The following is a 16,531-nucleotide window of genomic DNA, read 5'->3' as shown; positions in this document are numbered from 1 at the left end:
ACTATGTCCGCCCCACAGCCTATTCGCCCCAAAGCCCCGCTTCTTATCGGCCTTATTGGCCTCATTGCGGTAGCCACCATCATCGTCCCCGTCGCCGCCCTTGGCCTGCGCGTGCCCTGGGCGCGAATCGGCGACTACCTCGCGCGCGACGAGATCCGGGACATGCTACTCATCTCAGTGGCAGCCGCCTTCCAATCCATGATCCTTGCGCTCGTACTGGGCTTGGGGCTGGCCCTGTGGGTGCAGCAACTCGGCCGCGGCAGCGCCGTAGTGCGCCTCTTGGTCTACCTGCCCTTGGCCATGCCACCGGTGGTGGGCGGCTTGGCCCTTACCGCAGCCTTCGGCCGCAAGGGATACCTGGCCCCGCTTCTCGACGCCCTCGGCATCCATTTCGCCTTCGCCTTCCCCGGGGTCGTTATGGCGCAGACCTTTGTGGCGCTGCCCTTTGTGGTGGTGGCGGTCGATTCGGCATTGCGCCAGCTGGACCAGGAGATCCTCGCCTCTGCACGCGGCGTGGGCTTGGGGCGATGGGAGATCCTGGGCAAAATCACCCTGCCGTCCATCGCCCCGGCCTTGGCTACGGGGGCGGGGTTGGCCTTCGCGCGCTCGCTGGGCGAATTCGGCACGACCCTGACCTTTGCCGGCTCGCAGCCTGGGGTCACCCGCACAATGCCGCTAGGCATCTATTTAGAGCGCGAGGTCGATGCGGATGGCGCGTACGTGCTCTCCGCGCTGCTTATCGGGTTGGCCTTGGCCTGCCTGGCGCTGGCGGGCTTGCCTGTGCTGCGGCGGCGAAGCTACCAGCCACAGGCCAGGCGGTTGCATGAGATGGACGTCGATAAGCTCCGCGCCCTTACCCGGCCCACTGATGCGCCGGCGCTGTCTGTGACCGTCGACGGGGTGCGCACGGATTTTTCCCCGCGCGCCATAACGGCCGTAGTGGGCCCGAATGGTTCCGGCAAGACGACTCTGATGGGGCGCATTGCCGGGCGCCTGAGCGGCGGGGAGGTCTCCCCGGAGGGCGCCGACGTCGTCTTGCTCACCCAGCGGCCGGGATTGCCGCCGCGCTCGACGGCCGTAGAGGCGGTCGCCATGGTCACCCGGGATAAGGCCCGTGCGCAGGAGCTCCTGGCGGCGGCGGGCTTACACGAGCTTGCCGACGTCCCCGTGCCCGCCCTGTCCGGCGGCCAGGCCGCCCACGTGGCGTTGGTGCGCGCGCTGGCCGCACGGCCGGCGGTCTTGATTGTGGACGAGCCCCTTGCCGCAGTCGATGTGAAATCGGCCGAGAGGTGGCGCCACTTCTTGCACGCGGCCCGCGCAGACCGTACCACGCTGCTTGTTACCCATGATGCTCTCGATATTGCGCACTTGGCGCAGGACATGCTGGTCATGGAATCCGGCCAGGTGCGGGCGCACGGCGCAACCGCGCGTCTGCTTGAGGCACCGCCAACGGGCTTCGTTGCGGCGCTAGCGGGTCTCAACCGCCTCGAAGGAACCGTAACCGAGATCGGCGCGTCCGCCGTAGAAGTTGCGTGCGGCGATATTACCGTTCTGGCCACGACGAACCACGCATCTCTTGCACTCGGACAGGAGGTGGCGGTGACCTTTGCCCCGCATGCGGCCACAATTGGCGCAGCGCCAGAGACCTGCAATCAGTGGTCGGTGCGAGTCCTTGTAGTCGAGGCCACCAGCCTCGCGGCGATGCAGCTGCGCGTTGATCTGGGCGGCCAGGAGGCTACAGTACCGGTAGACCGCGAGTTCGCTTTAGGCGTCGCGGTGGGTAACATCGTATCCTTAACAGTGTCTAAAGCAAACGTTTTTGTCCACCCCAACTAGTTTTCTGTATTCGCAGACCCCAAGGCGGATTTCTACCATGCCTGATTCACTTCCTCGTCCCACCACCGAACTCTTTCCGGAGGCCCTCAACCTCTCGCCCAAGCAGCGCGAGGTCCTCACCGCTGTGCAGCGTCACCCCGAAGGCGCCAAAGCCGGCACCGTGGCCGAGGAACTAGGCATGCACGTCAACACCGCCCGCGGACACATCGATGAGCTGGTCAACGCTGGGGCCGTCAACGTTGTGTCTGCGCCGAGTAAGGGCCGCGGGCGCCCCTCCCTCATCTTCCAAGCCCGCATTCCGGATAACAAAGCGGTGGCAGAGGAATACATCACCTTGGTGGAAGTGCTGACCACGATGCTGGCGGATAAGGAAGAGCTTGATGACGCCGCCTCAGCCAAGGCCCTCGAGATCGGGCGACGCTGGGCGCGCGCCGCGGGCGCGGATGCCTCCAATGGTGCGCTCGATACGCTCTTTGCCACCCTGCGCGATATGGGCTTTGACCCCGCCACCAAGCCGGACTCGACCGACATCGAGCTCCATGCCTGCCCGTTTGTCTCTTCGGGGATTGAGCCTTCGCCGTTCCTGTGCGCGGTACACGCTGGCTTCCTGCAAGAAACCAGCGATGATGACACCTCGATCACTTTGGTGCCGCGCCAGCACCCCAACGTGTGCCGGCTAAAAATTAAGCCTGCGTAAGCTCCACGCGGACGGGGCCGGCCACGGTGAGGTCGATGACGCGGAGGTTCTGCTCGCGGGCGTCGGCAAGAATGCCCTCCTCAATATCCTCGGTGTGCAGCACCATGACGGTGGGGCCGGCGCCGGATAGGTAGGCCGCATAGCCGCGGTTGCGCAGGCGGTTGACCCACTCCGCGGTCACGGGAAGCACATCCGCGCGGTACGGCTGGTGCAAGCGATCGCGGGTTCCCTCCCACAGGAGATCCGGGTAGTTCTGCAATGCCGCCACTTGGACCGCGGTGCGCGAGACGTTGAACGCCGCATCCGAATGCGTCACGTGTGAAGGCAGGACGCGGCGCACCGCCTGGGTGGAGGCGTGGAAATCAGGCACGAGCGCGGTGGCGCGAATATCTTCATGCACCTTGATGGACGCGGCGCGATAGTCCGGCAAAGAATGGCCGTCGACAGGGACATTTGTCCACGACACCACGGCGTCACCCAGCACGGAGGCGGCCGCATTATCGGGGTGGCCCTCAAAGGCGGAAGAAAGCTGCACTACTTGCTCTTGGGTCAGGGGGCTTCCCGCCAGCGCATTGCCGGCGGCCACGCCCGCCACTGCGGCGGAGGCGGAAGAGCCCAGGCCACGAGACTGCGGGATATTGTTATGCGAGACCACCCGCAGGCCGGGCACGGTGGCGTCGGCCGCCGAGAGTGCGGAGCGAATCGCCTTGACCACCAAGTGGGAGCCATCGCGCGGCAGGTCTTCTGCGCCCTCGCCAAAGATTTCCACCGTAAGACCCGAGGTGGTGACCTCTACCTCGACGGTGTCATACAGGCTCAACGCCATGCCCAAGGTGTCATATCCTGGGCCCAGGTTCGCCGTGGAGGCAGGGACGGTCACGATTGCCTTAGTGCCGACTTCAACTTCGATACTCATAGCTATCCAGTCTATGGGGCCGGTGCTAGCTGCCGAGGCGGATTACGGAATGAACGGCCTTGACCTCTTCGAGCTCGCCCAAAGCAGCCACGATGGTGTCCAAGGTGGCCTCCTTCGCGGCATGGGTGACCACGATAAGGCGGGCGGTGTCCGCGCCGTCTTCCTGGCGCACGGTACGCAGGGAAACATCATTATCGGCAAAGACGGCGGAGATAGCGGCCAGCACACCGGTGCGGTCTTGAACTTCCATATCGATGTGGTAGCGGGTTTCTACCTCACCGAAGTCTGCGATAGGCAGGTTGGCATAGGTATTCTCGCCCGGTGCACGGCCGCCGTGGACGATATTGCGGGCTGCCCCGACGACGTCGCCAAGCACGGCAGAAGCCGTAGGATTGCCGCCCGCACCATTGCCGTAGAACATCAGGGAACCTGCGGCCTCGGCCTCGACGAAGATGGCATTATAAGACTCGCTCACGGAAGCCAACGGGTGCTCCTTGGTCACCAACGTGGGGTGCACGCGGGCATTGACCGCCTCGGAGCCATCCGCACGCTGGAGGCGCTCGCAAATGGCCAGCAGCTTGATGGAATAGCCGGCATCATTGGCCGCGGCGATATCCGCGGCGGTGACCTTGGTAATGCCTTCGCAGTGCACGTCCTCAAACTTCACTCGGGTATGGAAGCCCAAAGACGCCATGATGGCTGCCTTGGAGGCGGCGTCATGGCCCTCAACATCCGCGGTGGGATCGGCCTCGGCATAGCCCAGGCGGGTAGCCTCTGCTAACGCTTCATCATAGGAAGCGCCCGTGGACTCCATCGCGTCCAAGATGAAGTTGGTGGTGCCATTGACGATGCCGGAGATGCGCTCTACCTGATCGCCGGCCAGGGAGCGGCGCAGCATGCCTACCACCGGGATCGCGGCGGCTACGGCAGCCTCGAAGTAGAGATCTACACCGGCACGGTCGGCGGCCTCCGCCAGCTCGTCTGCATGCGCAGCAACCAGGGCCTTATTGGCGGTCACCACGGACTTTCCGGAATTGAGCGCTGCGAGCACCAGCTCGCGCGGGAAGTCGATGCCGCCGATAACCTCCACGACGAGGTCGATATCATCGCGCGCGACGAGCGCCTTGGCGTCATCGGTCAACAACTCCTGGGGCACGCCCGGGCGCAGCTTATTTTTGTTGTGGATGGCAATGCCGCGAATCTCGGCTGGGCCACCGATGCGGTGAGCAAAGGCATGAGCGTTCTCCCCCAGCAAGCGAAAGACCTCAGCACCAACGGTGCCGAAGCCCAGCAGCGCGATACCAACGGTCTCGCCCTCGCCCTTGCCGGAATGCTCGTGTGCCTGAAGCTCGCTAGTCGATGCAGCCATAGTCCGTCTCCATTGTGCGGTTGGGGTAAAGGTTTAGTGCCCGCTAATTGCGGATACAGGACACTATACAGAACAAGCTGTCTACTTTCGCCACAAATGGGTCAACAGATAGAAAAGTCCCCGTCACAGGCCCTGAATTAAATTAGGCCTCGTGACGGGGACCGAGTGGCCGGGCTAGTCCACTTCGAGGGAAAGAAGATCCTCGATAGTCTCGCGGCGCAGCATCGGCTTGGTCTGGCCTACGCGCGTGGCGACGACCGCCGGGCGCACCGCACCGTTATAGCGCGAGGACATCATGTACTGGTAGCCACCGGTAGCAGCAAAGGCAATCAAGTCTCCCGGCTGGATATCATTGGGCAGCTCGCCGTCCTCAAGGAGAATATCGCCGGACTCGCAATGGAAGCCCACCACACGGGAGGGCACCTCTTCCCCATCGCTAAAACGGTTGACCACGCGCACGTCATAGGCCGAACCGTAGAGCGCTGGCCGGATATTGTCTGACATTCCACCATCGACGGAGATATAGCGGCGCAGCGGCAGATCCGACTTGCCAGTTTCTACGTCCTTGACGGTACCCACGCGGTAGACGGTCACCGCCGAGCCGGCAACCAAGGAGCGACCGGGCTCAACCAAGAGGAAGGGCGCCGCGATGCCCAACTCTTCTGCGGTGTGCTTGACCGCGCCGAGCATATCGCCGGCCACGCGCTCGATATCCAGCGCCTCCTCATAAGGCATGTAGGGAATACCAAAGCCGCCGCCCAGGTCGAGCTCTTCCAGCGTCACGCCCAGCTCGGTACAAATCTGGCGGTACAGCCCCATGACGCGCTCCGCGGCAAGTTTGAAGCCCTCCGCATTAAAGACCTGGGATCCCACGTGGCAGTGCAGGCCGCTCAGGTGCAGGTTGTCCGCCTCCAAGCAACGCTTGGCCGCAGCAAAGGCCGCACCCGTGGCGAGCGAAATGCCGAACTTTTGATCCTCATGCGCCGTGGCGATGAATTCGTGCGTATGCGCATCAACACCCGGCTTGACGCGGATCATCACCGGCTGGACCTTGCCGGCCTCGCCCGCAATGCGATTGAGCTCTTCCAGCTCGAGCTCGTTATCAATGACCACGTGGCCCACGCCGGCGTCTACGCACAAACGCAGGTACTCTTCGTCCTTATTGTTGCCGTGCGTGGTGATGCGCTCGGCCGGAAACTCCGCGGCCAAGGCAATCTTGAGCTCATTGAGCGAGGCCGCATCCAAGCACAGGCCTTCCTCATTGACCCAGTTCACGATCTTCTTCGAAATGAATGCCTTGGAGGCATAGTGCACGTGCTCGGGCCCCCCGAAAGCACGGGCCATGTCCTGGCACCGAGACCGGAAGTCATCTTCATCGAAGACATAGAGCGGGGTCTGGAATTCCTCCGCCAAATCCGGCAGCGGAACACCAGCAATGGTTACTACGCCGTCTTCCTCGCGCTTTGCATTGCGCGGCCAGACGTGGGCCGGCAGCTCATTGAAATCCGCCACTTACATCTTCTCCGGGGTGCTCACGCCCACCATGGTCAAGGCATTGGCCAAGACCACGCGGGAGGCTTGTGCCAGCGCGAGGCGGGCGCCATGGATAGGAGCTTCATCCTCGCCCGCCTTGGGCAGAACCTGGCAGGAGTCATAGAAGCGGTGGAAGACCGCAGCGAGGTCCTCCGCATAGCGGGCGATGCGGTGCGGCTCACGCAGCTGCGCGGCCTCTTCCACCACGGCTGGGAACTCACCCAGGGTGCGGATGAGGTCGCCCTCGCGATCGTGGGTGAGCAAGGAGAGATCCGCGCCTTCCGAATCGACGCCCAGCTCGGCGGCCTTGCGGCTGATAGAGCACAGGCGGGCGTGACCGTACTGCACGTAGTAGACGGGGTTATCGGAGGACTGGGATTCCCACAGGCCTAAGTCAATATCGATGCTCTGGTCCACAGAGGAACGCACCAGGGAATAACGAGAAGCGTCCACACCGATGGCAGCCACGAGATCTTCCATGGTGATGACCGTGCCCGCACGCTTGGACATGCGCACTGGCTTGCCATCGCGCAGGAGGTTAACCAGCTGGCCAATGAGCACCTCGACGGCGTCGGCGTTGTAGCCCAGGGCGGCTGCGGCAGCCTTCAAGCGTGGCACATAGCCGTGGTGGTCAGCGCCGAGCATGTAGATATTCAAATCGTGGCCGCGGTCGAACTTATCGGCCACGTAGGCAATGTCACCGGCAATATAGGCTGCATTGCCATCGGACTTGACCACCACGCGATCCTTGGAATCGCCGTAATCGGTGGACTTGAGCCACCAGGCATTTTCAGCCTCGTACATATGGCCTTCGGCCTTGAGCTTTTCCAGCGCGGCATCGACTGCACCGGATTCGAAGAGGGAGTTCTCGTGGAAGTAGACATCAAAGTCCACACCAAACTCATGCAGAGACTGCTTGATCTGCGCAAACATCATCTCCACGCCGTCTGCACGGAAGGCTTCCTGAACCTCTTCGTCGCTACCCTCTAGCGCGGATGGGTTCTTCTCCACGACGGCCTGGGCGATGTCCTGGATATAGGCTCCGCCGTAGCCATCCTCCGGAGTCGGCTCGCCCTTCGCGGCAGCCACCAGGGAACGGGAGAAACGGTCAATCTGGCCGCCGTGGTCATTAAAGTAATACTCGCGGGTGACCTGGGCACCAGAGGCCTCCAGCACGCGGCCCAGGGAATCGCCCACGGCCGCCCAACGGGTGCCGCCGAGGTGGATCGGGCCGGTCGGGTTAGCGGAAACAAACTCGAGGTTAACCTTCTTACCCGCAAAGGAATCGTTAGAACCATACTCCTTGCCGGCGCGAAGGATTTGCGCGACGATCTCGCCCTGGGCGTCGGCAGCTAGGCGAATATTAATGAAACCAGGGCCGGCGATATCGGCCTCTGCAACGACATCATTGTCCGCCAAGGCCTCTGCCAACCAGCCGCCCAGCTCGCGCGGGTTTGCACCGGCCTTCTTGGCCACTTGCAGCGCCACGTTGGTGGCGTAATCGCCGTGCTCAGGATTGCGTGGGCGCTCTACAGTTACCGTTTCCGGCAAAACGGAGGAATCAAGCTCATGGCTTTCCATGACCTTAACGGCAGTTTCTTTAATCAATGTGGCCAAATCAGCTGGTGTCATGTCGCACGATTCTAGTGGACTGAAAAGTCAAGTGTGAAAAGGGCCGGGCCAGAAAACTCCTCTTTGCAGGACAAACGTTTGATAAGAGCTTTTTGCAACATTGATATTGCGAAATAATTGCTGGTCAACAAAGGGACGCATTACGCACGTACTGCTTAAAAGGAGTAGGGTTGTGCCTACCCCCATGTCAAGAATCAACGAGGAGCACCGTATGCGCATTGCGCTATTTTCCACTTGCATTGGTGACGCCCTTTTCCCGGACGTACAAAAGGCAACGGCACTGGTTCTCTCCCGCTTGGGCCACGAGGTGGTCTTCCCGGAGGAGCAGACCTGCTGCGGCCAGATGCACATCAATACCGGCTACCAGAGGGAAACCCTGGGCATGATCCGCTCCTATGCGGATGCCTTCGCAGATCCCTCCATTGACTACGTCGTTGCTGCCTCTGGGTCCTGCGTGGGTGCCGTTCGTGAGCAGCACGAGCGCATCGCCGACCGTTACGGCAGCTCCGCCGACGTCGACGGCGCTCGCAAGACCACCCAGAAGACCCTGGACCTGCCGGAATTCCTGGTAGACGTCGAGGGCGTTACTAACGTGGGCGCATTCTTCCCGCACCGCGTGACCTACCACTCTTCCTGCCACGGCCTGCGCTTCCTGAAGCTGGGCGATCGCCCGATGCAGCTGCTGCAAGAAGTCGAAGGCATCGAACTGGTCACCCTTCCGAATAAGGAAGAATGCTGTGGCTTCGGCGGCACCTTCGCCATCAAGAACGCAGAGGTATCCCGCGCGATGGTCACCGATAAGACTCGCCACATCAAGGAGACCGAGGCAGAATTCGTCACCGGCGGTGACTCTTCCTGCCTGATGAACATCGGTGGCGCCCTGAGCCGCCAGCGTTCCGGCGTCCGCGCCGTTCACATGGCTGAGATCTTGGCTTCCACCAAGGAGCACCCATGGACTCCGACCTCCGCCGCTTACTCCAAGGAGACGATGCTCTAATGACCTCTTTCCTCGATACCACCCCACCGCGCGCGCCGGAAGGCTACGGCAACCTGCGCGGCAGCAAGGCCTTTGTTCCTCTGGCACACGTTGGCCTGAACAACGCCACCCAGCGCCACAACCTGCAGCACGCCACCACTTCCATTCGTGAGAAGCGCTCCAACGCTGTGGAGGAGCTGGACGATTGGCAGGAGCTGCGCGCTGCAGGTTCCGCCATCAAGGAAGACGTTGCCGCCCGCATGCCGGAGCTGCTCGAGCAGTTCGAAGAGGCAGTTAAGGCTCGCGGCGGCGTCGTCCACTGGGCACGCGACGCCAAGGAAGCTAACCAGATCATTGAGGGTCTGGTTCGCGCTACCGGCGAGACCGACGTGGTCAAGGTTAAGTCCATGGCCACCCAGGAAATCGGCATGAACGAGCACCTGGAGGCCGCGGGCATCAACGCTCGCGAGACCGACCTGGCCGAGCTCATCGTGCAGCTGGGCGAGGATAAGCCGTCCCACATTCTGGTTCCGGCTATCCACCGCAACCGCGCGGAGATTCGCGATATCTTCGTCAACAAGATGCCAAATACCGATGACACCCTGCAGGCTAATCCAGCAGAGTTGGCCGAGGCATCCCGCCAGTTCCTGCGCGAGCAGTTCATGCAGGCCAAGGTTGCCATCTCCGGCGCCAACTTCGGCGTGGCAGAAACCGGCACCATCAACATCGTGGAGTCCGAGGGCAATGGCCGTATGTGCCTGACCCTGCCGGAGACCCTCATTACCGTGATGGGCATCGAAAAGCTGGTTCCTACCTTCCAGGATCTGGAGGTCTTCCTCCAGCTGCTGCCGCGTTCTTCCACCGCGGAGCGTATGAACCCGTACACCTCCATGTGGTCCGGCGTTACTGAGGGCGATGGCCCGCAGAACTTCCACTTGGTACTGCTGGATAACGGCCGTACCGCGGCCCTGTCCTCCCCGATCGGCCACCAGGCTCTCAAGTGCATCCGTTGCTCGGCTTGCCTGAATGTTTGCCCAGTCTACGAGCGCGCCGGCGGCCACGCCTACGGCTCTGTCTACCCTGGCCCGATCGGTATTTCCCTGACGCCGCAGCTGACCGGCATGAAGGATCACAACGATCCTTCCGCCAGCCTGCCTTATGCGTGCTCGCTGTGCGGCCGCTGCGACGAGGTGTGCCCGGTGAAGATTCCGCTTTCCGACGTCATTTTGGAAAACCGCCACCAGAAGGTCACCCACGCCACCCCACCAATCGAGCCGAAGCTCTTCAAGACCATTCAGCTACTGTGGAGCAACCCGAAGCTGTGGAACAAGGCAACTCACATGGTCGCCTTGGGCCGCATCTTGGGTGGCACCAACAAGACCATCGAATCCCTGCCACTGTTTATGTCCGGTTGGTCCGAGGGCCGCGACACCGCGGTTCCGCCAAAGAAGTCCTTCCGCCAGTGGTTCGAGTCCGAAGAAGGCAAGGAACTTCTTGCCGAGGCCCGTGAGGAGTCCAAAAAGTGAACGCAAAGCAGGAAATCCTAAGCCGCATCCGCTCCGCCCAGAAGCAGGCTGGTCTCCCCGACCACGTTGATGCCCCGCGCGACTACCACCACGAGGGCACCCTGAACGCGGACGAGCTGCGCGATATGCTCATTGACCGACTCGAGGATTACAAGGCCGAGGTGCACGTCACCGAGGAAGGCGAGCTCAAGCAGACCATCGCCACGATCCTCAAGGACCGCGAGTGCAACGACATTCGTTACGCCGAAGGCATGGACGCCACCCTCTTCGAGGGCTTCGACGCCAAGCCGGACGATAAGTCCGTCGATCCGCGCACCCTGAACGAGACGGACGCTGTGGTTACTTATTCCCACGTCACCTCCGCGCAGACCGGCACCATCGTGCTCGAGTCTGACGAGCGTTGCGGCCGTCGCGCACTGACCCTGGTTCCGGACCGCCACCTGTGCATCGTCCACCAGAATGAGATCGTCTACGGTATCCCCGAGGTCATCTCCCGCATGAACCCGGAGAAGCCAGCGACCTGGATCTCTGGCCCGTCCGCTACCTCCGATATCGAGCTCACTCGTGTCGAGGGCGTGCACGGCCCGCGTGATCTCATCGTCCTCATCGTCAAGTAGGTTGCATAGCCCTCGCCCCGGCCGGTGAGGGCACCCACCTACTGTGAATATGATGCTAAAAGCATCAAAAAAGCATAGGCTAGGTCTACCAAAAATTTTCATTCTGGAGACCTAACCTATGCTTTCTTTTTCTTCTAAGCTTGCGGCCACGCTTGGTGCTGCCGCACTGACCATGGGCATCACTGCACCGATTGCCACGGCCGCGCCTGCACCTGCACCACAGGCAGCCAAGCCCGCCATTTCCTGGGAAGACTGCCCAGAGCAGGTGGACATCGACACTGCCGAATGCGGACGCATTGAAGTCCCCACGTACTACGACAACCCAAAGGCGGGCACGATTAGCGTCGGCTTCGTGCGCGTTCCCGCCGCCAACCCCGGCGCTCGCCGTGGCGCGCTGTTTACTAACCCCGGTGGACCAAGCGGCGATGCCTATGAATGGGCCGGCAATAGCGCTGCTCCTTGGCCTCAGGCCGTGCGCGATGAATGGGACACCATCGGTGTACAACCACGTGGTCTGCCTGGCTCCACTCCAGTCAAGTGCGATGCTTCGGCTGCTAGTGACCCACTCCGAGATAGCCTGCAGATAGGAAAACTCACTCGCGATGCTTGCGAGAAGAACACCCCGGGCTATACCAATTCTTTAACCACCGCCAATACCTTGGAAGATTGGGAGATGGTTCGCCGCGCCTTGGGCGAGGACAAGATTGACATCGCTGGTACTTCTTATGGCACCTACCTCGGTTCCGCTTATGCCACCAAATATCCGGAACACACCGGCAAGGTCTTGTTGGATTCCGGTATGAGCCCCAAGCTGGCGTGGAATGGCATCTTTGCTTCGCAACAACGCGGCTATGAAAAGGCACTGCACGATCTCTTTGGGTTCATTGCCAAAAATGATGCCAAGTACCACCTCGGCACCACCCCGCTGCAGGTCTATGAAAAATGGTCTCAAAAGGTAGCTCGTGAGGCAGGTGTACGCCCTACCGTATTGCCACCGAACGCCAAGATTGGTGACCTACCTCCAGGACTCGAGTTTGCCGGTCAGCCTGGTGCGGACATCATGACTGCCACCGGCCCATTGCGCGTGCAGGCGGAGTTCCTCAGCCAGAAGATTCACAACCCCAACGCCGTGCAGGCAGCCTCCCCGTTACTGAACATGACGCGCCTCCTTGTTGTACCGACCCCTTCACGATGGGATGCCTTTGCCAAGCACCTCAACGGTAGCGAACCTATCGATGCGGAGCAGGCCGATCCGGACGCCGTGCAGAAACAACAGGAGTCCTTCGCGCAAGCAATAAATATGCAAAACCTAATCGTTTGCAATGAAAACACCGTGCCCGGAAATCCGCTGCTGTACCCGAGCTACCTGTGGTCCAACTTCGTCAGCTTTGATCCCTTCACCCAAGTCAACTCTCTCTACGGCTCCGGCGCGGGCTGCGGTGGCCGTGCGCCGGTCACCGGCCAGGCGCCTCTCGACGGCTCCAAGCTCGCCACCAAGCCCCTCCAGATTCAAGCAACGGGCGACCCACAAACGCCGTATCAATACCACACGAGCCTCTCCAAGCCGATGCAGTCGCGTGTAGTCACCGTCCACGGCCCTGGCCATGGGCACTTTGCCTCCGAGAATAAGGTTGTCGATGACATCGGCGTGCACTACTTGCGCACCGGTGAAGTCACTACCACCGACGCCCCCGGGTTGATTTAGTCCCCCACTACCCCATGCGCTAAAATCACATCGTTGGGAATTTTCCCAGCGATGTCTCCGTAGCTCAGCGGATTAGAGCATCGGTTTCCGGTACCGAAGGTCGCAGGTTCGATCCCTGTCGGGGACACAGAAGCCGCTGACCACTAGACCTTTCTGGTGGTCAGCGGTTTATTTTTCCTCCGGTCAGCTAGGTCTTCCTTAGCTGGACACGAGCCTTCTATCGCCACTCTGGATTGTCAGTATCCACCCCTTGCGCCTTAACAGCATGCTCAATGGCGTCCGCCAACCATTGCGCCAACCCCTCTTGCTGCGTCTCATAGTGGGCACGGAAGCGTTCATCAGCCACGTAGCCGCGCGAGATTAAAAAGTGCTTTGCCGGCGTGACGGGGAAGAAGGCGCTTAATGCCTCGCGGTGCTTGTCGACGAGCCCCTGCGCCTCCTCCGAATCCGCAGGTATACCTCCCGCAACGGCCTGGGCCAGCTCCTTTTCGACCTCAGCGACGCCGGCTTGCGCATCGCTCCAGTTGTCCTTCGACCAGCCGGCAGTGCGCTGCTGATACACAGCCCAATCCTCACTCGATCCGTAGGCCTCCTCGGCTTCTTGTTGATGCGCGGCGAAGTTGGCATCGCCGACAATCTGCCCAATTTCTTCAGTGGTGAGCTTTCGGTTATTCATTGCATCCTCCATCAAGGTGTCAATTGCTGCCAGCATGTCAGTAAGGCTGTCGCGCTGCGCGAGCAGGCTCTCCCTTTGCCTCCGCAAATGTTCTAAGTCGGAGGCACCGCCATCTAGCAGCTGTTTAATATCGGTCAATTTCATACCGGTGGCGCGATAGATCAGAATCTTCTGAACGCGGGCGCAGTCTTCTTCGGTGTACAGCCGGTAGTTGGACCAACTGCGCCACGTTGGAGACAGCAAGCCTTGTGCCTCCCAGTGGTGCAAGGTGCGCACCGTGATGCGGAAGAGCGCTGCTACCTCGCCAACGGTATAGAGAACTTCATCGATGTCGTCCATGGCTTCATTGTCGCGCCTTACGCTGCGTCAGGGTCAACCTCAAAGAAAAATCTGCAGAAACTGTTGCCAGAGTGTTGGGTTTATGCAACACTTGGGTGCATGACAGCAAATGACGCCCCAGTTTCAACAACGATCCGCGCCAAACGGTTCCGCCGTCCCGGCCCCACCCGTGGATTAATCGCGTCAATGTATGGCTGCGTGGCCGTATCCGCGATTTTCCTCATCCTCGCATTGGCGCTTTCTTCTTACTGGGCACTGTTAGGAATGTCTATAACAATGGTGCTCTCTTGCATTCCGTGGACCATTCTGCGGGTATCAATTGATTCCAAAGACCGCAAGCCGCTGTCCTCTCTTGATGAGTACGAAGCTCGGGTCCTCGACCAGTGGCGCCGCAAGGCTTTCCAGCTGTCTACCGCGCTTCTTTTTGCCGGCGGTCTTGTAACCCTCCTCGTAGGAAATTGGTTCCTAGGCGGAGGCATTACCGGCATTATTGGCACCAAATATTTGCTAGGAGCTGGCTACTTCCTGCTCTTTAGCTACTTCATCTCTGCCACCCTGCCCGCTGTCGGATACGCACTGACCTTCAATCAGAACTCGGAGGACTAAACATGCCCACTTTGACCATCGACCACCTCAATAAGTCCTTCGGGGAGACTCAAGCCCTGCGGGATATGACCTTTAGCGTTGGCGAAGGCGAAATCTTCGGCTTCGTCGGCTCCAACGGCGCCGGAAAGTCCACCACCATGCGCATTGCGCTTGGTGTGCTGGCGAAAGACTCCGGCGAAGTCTATTTCGATAACGCCCCAATTAATGACGATAATCGCCGCCGCATAGGTTATATGCCTGAAGAACGCGGCCTCTATGGCAAGGAACCACTGCTCAGCCAGCTGGTCTTCCTCGGTACCCTGCACGGAATGGATAAACCCGCCGCCAAGCGCGCCGGCACTGAGCTCCTTGAACAGCTGGGCTTGGGTGAGCGTATGGACGATAAACTCGATGACCTGTCTTTGGGCAACCAGCAGAGGGTACAGCTGGCAGCCTCCCTGATCCATGATCCTGACATGCTAATTCTGGATGAGCCCTTCTCCGGCCTAGACCCGGTTGCGGTCAACGTCATGTCAGACATGCTGCGCGAGCGCGCCAATCGCGGGGTGCCCGTCATTTTCTCCTCGCACCAGTTGGACCTGGTGCAGCGCTTGTGTGACCGCGTGGGCATTGTGACGAAGGGGCATATGGTGGCTGAAGGGGGCGTCGATAAGCTGCGCAGCCAAGGCCCTCCCCGCTTTGAGGTCGCTACCCCAGCGCGCGGCTGGTATCCGGAAGGCACGGAGCTGGTGGCAGAAACTGCCGACGCCGTCGTGCTCGAGGCCGATGAAACCATCGATGACCAGGCAATCCTGCAGGCAGCCCTCGCCGCAGGCCCGGTTCATTCCTTCGGCCGCAAGATCCCAGACCTGACCGAGCTTTTCCAGGACGTCGTCACCAGCAACCAGAACGAGGAGGCCTAGGCCATGCAGTATTCCGCAATGAAGACCATCGGGGTTGTAGCCAAGCGTGAGATGGCGGTCGCGCTGAAGTCGAAGATGGTGGTGGGCACCATGCTGCTACTCATCCTCGGTGCCATTATCGGCCCTATCGCTATCAATTTCTTCAGCGGCGATGACGAACCGGATTCCGTAGCCGTCGTGGGGATGGAAGCGTCTGCCTTTGATGATTCCGGCATCGATGCCACCGCGGCGAAAGACCGCGCGGAAGCCCAGCAGATGGTAGAGAATGAAGACGCCGATGCCGCCTTAGTGCCGGCCGAGAACGACGGCTGGGAACTCGTGAGCAAAGGGGATGCCCCAGCGTCCGTGACCACCACCGTCAACCAAATCGTTGCTTCTCAAGCACAAGCAACTGCGCTGGATACGCTCAATATTGACCCACAAGAGTTAGAAAAGGCTACCCCCTCGACCACGGTCAATCAGGTGAACTTAGAAGAAGAGGACGGCACGGAACATAAGATGGCCGGCGTAGCCACGGTCCTCATTGGCGCAATGGTGGTCGTCTTTTCCGTCATGACCTTCGCCGGCTTGATTGGTGGCCGCGTCACGGAGGAAAAGTCGTCCCGAGTGGTGGAAATTATCTTGTCTTCCGTGCGTCCGGTGGACTTTTTGGCCGGCAAGATTCTGGGCAATACCATCGTTGGATTCCTAGCCACGCTGCTCATTTTGGGCGGCGGTGCTATCTCTCTTGCTACGACTGGATTGGCTAGTGACATCGAGCTGGACTACGGCTTGGTAGCCGTCCTCCTTGTTGGCGAGATTCTCGGCCTGCTCTTCTTTGGCAGCCTCTACGCTGCAGCCGGCTCGATGGTGCAGCGCACCGAGGATCTCCAATCCACGCAGGCACCTATCCTGTTCCTCGTCTTTGCCACCATGTATGTACCAATGTTCGGCTGGATGCACCTGGATGCCACGTGGATGCAGGTCATGACCTGGTTGCCGCCGGTTTCCATGTTGGTCGCTACGATGCAGGTGGCCGGGGGCAACCTCAGCTGGTTAGGCTTGCTAGCTAGCTATGTGCTCATGGCTGTGGTGACCGCACTGATTATCGTGCTGGTCGGTCACATCTACCGCCGCGCCATTTTGAATAATGGACGCAAAATGACCTGGCGCCAGGCGGTGGGCAAATAAAAATAATCCGGCTCCCCGCCGATTGTGCGGG

General features: G+C 60.7%; 14 protein-coding genes and 1 tRNA gene. 10 read left to right on the top strand and 5 right to left on the bottom strand.

Annotated features, from left to right (window positions below):
• Positions 1–3 precede the first annotated feature (3 nt).
• A complete protein-coding gene (locus MHK00_RS02870; RefSeq protein WP_250410327.1) occupies positions 4–1,836 on the top strand; it encodes an ATP-binding cassette domain-containing protein in 1,833 nt (610 codons plus the stop codon).
• Between the two features lie 37 nt (positions 1,837–1,873).
• Positions 1,874–2,533, top strand: a complete 660-nt coding sequence (locus MHK00_RS02865; protein ID WP_250410326.1) for a helix-turn-helix transcriptional regulator — start codon at positions 1,874–1,876, stop codon at positions 2,531–2,533.
• Here MHK00_RS02865 and thrB read toward each other — a convergent pair.
• From thrB to argS, 4 genes are all read right to left on the bottom strand, one after another.
• The gene (thrB, locus tag MHK00_RS02860) at positions 2,520–3,449 is read right to left on the bottom strand and encodes a homoserine kinase (protein WP_179386365.1); all 930 of its coding nucleotides are present in this window, start codon (positions 3,447–3,449) and stop codon (positions 2,520–2,522) included. The two genes, MHK00_RS02865 and thrB, sit on opposite strands and share 14 nt — an antisense overlap.
• A gap of 25 nt (positions 3,450–3,474) precedes the next feature.
• Positions 3,475–4,818 carry a homoserine dehydrogenase gene (locus tag MHK00_RS02855; RefSeq protein ID WP_250410325.1) on the bottom strand — a complete coding sequence of 448 codons (1,344 nt, stop codon included), beginning with the start codon at positions 4,816–4,818 and terminating at the stop codon, positions 3,475–3,477.
• Positions 4,819–4,992: 174 nt separating this feature from the next.
• Positions 4,993–6,330, bottom strand: coding sequence for a diaminopimelate decarboxylase (gene lysA / locus MHK00_RS02850; protein WP_250410324.1), 1,338 nt, complete (start codon positions 6,328–6,330; stop codon positions 4,993–4,995).
• On the bottom strand, positions 6,331–7,983 hold the full coding sequence (gene argS / locus MHK00_RS02845; RefSeq protein ID WP_250410323.1) for an arginine--tRNA ligase: 1,653 nt from the start codon (positions 7,981–7,983) through the stop codon (positions 6,331–6,333). It lies immediately after the preceding gene.
• Positions 7,984–8,194: 211 nt separating this feature from the next.
• Between argS and MHK00_RS02840 the strand changes: the two genes are divergently transcribed.
• The 5 genes from MHK00_RS02840 to MHK00_RS02820 all read left to right on the top strand — a co-directional run bounded on the left by MHK00_RS02840 (position 8,195) and on the right by MHK00_RS02820 (position 12,934).
• Positions 8,195–8,980, top strand: a complete 786-nt coding sequence (locus tag MHK00_RS02840) for a (Fe-S)-binding protein (protein WP_250410401.1) — start codon at positions 8,195–8,197, stop codon at positions 8,978–8,980.
• Positions 8,980–10,485, top strand: a complete 1,506-nt coding sequence (locus MHK00_RS02835) for a lactate utilization protein B (protein WP_179386362.1) — start codon at positions 8,980–8,982, stop codon at positions 10,483–10,485. The genes MHK00_RS02840 and MHK00_RS02835 overlap by 1 nt, the downstream gene beginning before the upstream one ends.
• A complete protein-coding gene (locus tag MHK00_RS02830) occupies positions 10,482–11,102 on the top strand; it encodes a LutC/YkgG family protein (protein ID WP_250410322.1) in 621 nt (206 codons plus the stop codon). Before MHK00_RS02835 ends, MHK00_RS02830 begins: the two co-directional genes overlap by 4 nt.
• A gap of 118 nt (positions 11,103–11,220) precedes the next feature.
• Entirely contained in the window at positions 11,221–12,807 is a 1,587-nt protein-coding gene (locus MHK00_RS02825; protein ID WP_250410320.1) for an alpha/beta fold hydrolase, read from the top strand.
• A 53-nt stretch (positions 12,808–12,860) separates the two neighbouring features.
• Positions 12,861–12,934: transfer RNA gene (locus tag MHK00_RS02820), tRNA-Arg, on the top strand.
• Between the two features lie 90 nt (positions 12,935–13,024).
• Here the strand turns inward: MHK00_RS02820 and MHK00_RS02815 are convergent.
• Positions 13,025–13,822, bottom strand: a complete 798-nt coding sequence (locus MHK00_RS02815; RefSeq protein WP_250410319.1) for a MerR family transcriptional regulator — start codon at positions 13,820–13,822, stop codon at positions 13,025–13,027.
• Positions 13,823–13,921: 99 nt separating this feature from the next.
• On the opposite strand from MHK00_RS02815, the gene MHK00_RS02810 reads away from it, so the two are divergent.
• The 3 genes from MHK00_RS02810 to MHK00_RS02800 are packed head-to-tail and all read left to right on the top strand — an operon-like array spanning position 13,922 to position 16,500.
• Positions 13,922–14,428, top strand: a complete 507-nt coding sequence (locus tag MHK00_RS02810) for a hypothetical protein (RefSeq protein WP_250410317.1) — start codon at positions 13,922–13,924, stop codon at positions 14,426–14,428.
• A 2-nt stretch (positions 14,429–14,430) separates the two neighbouring features.
• Positions 14,431–15,330 carry an ABC transporter ATP-binding protein gene (locus MHK00_RS02805; RefSeq protein WP_250410315.1) on the top strand — a complete coding sequence of 300 codons (900 nt, stop codon included), beginning with the start codon at positions 14,431–14,433 and terminating at the stop codon, positions 15,328–15,330.
• Positions 15,331–15,333: 3 nt separating this feature from the next.
• Entirely contained in the window at positions 15,334–16,500 is a 1,167-nt protein-coding gene (locus MHK00_RS02800; protein ID WP_250410313.1) for an ABC transporter permease, read from the top strand.
• The last annotated feature ends 31 nt before the right edge of the window (positions 16,501–16,531 follow it).

Source organism: Corynebacterium tuberculostearicum, assembly GCF_022347385.1.
Lineage (GTDB): Bacteria > Actinomycetota > Actinomycetes > Mycobacteriales > Mycobacteriaceae > Corynebacterium > Corynebacterium tuberculostearicum_M.
The sequence above is the reverse complement of the archived record's forward strand: the minus strand, read 5'-3'. Positions and strand labels throughout refer to the sequence as shown.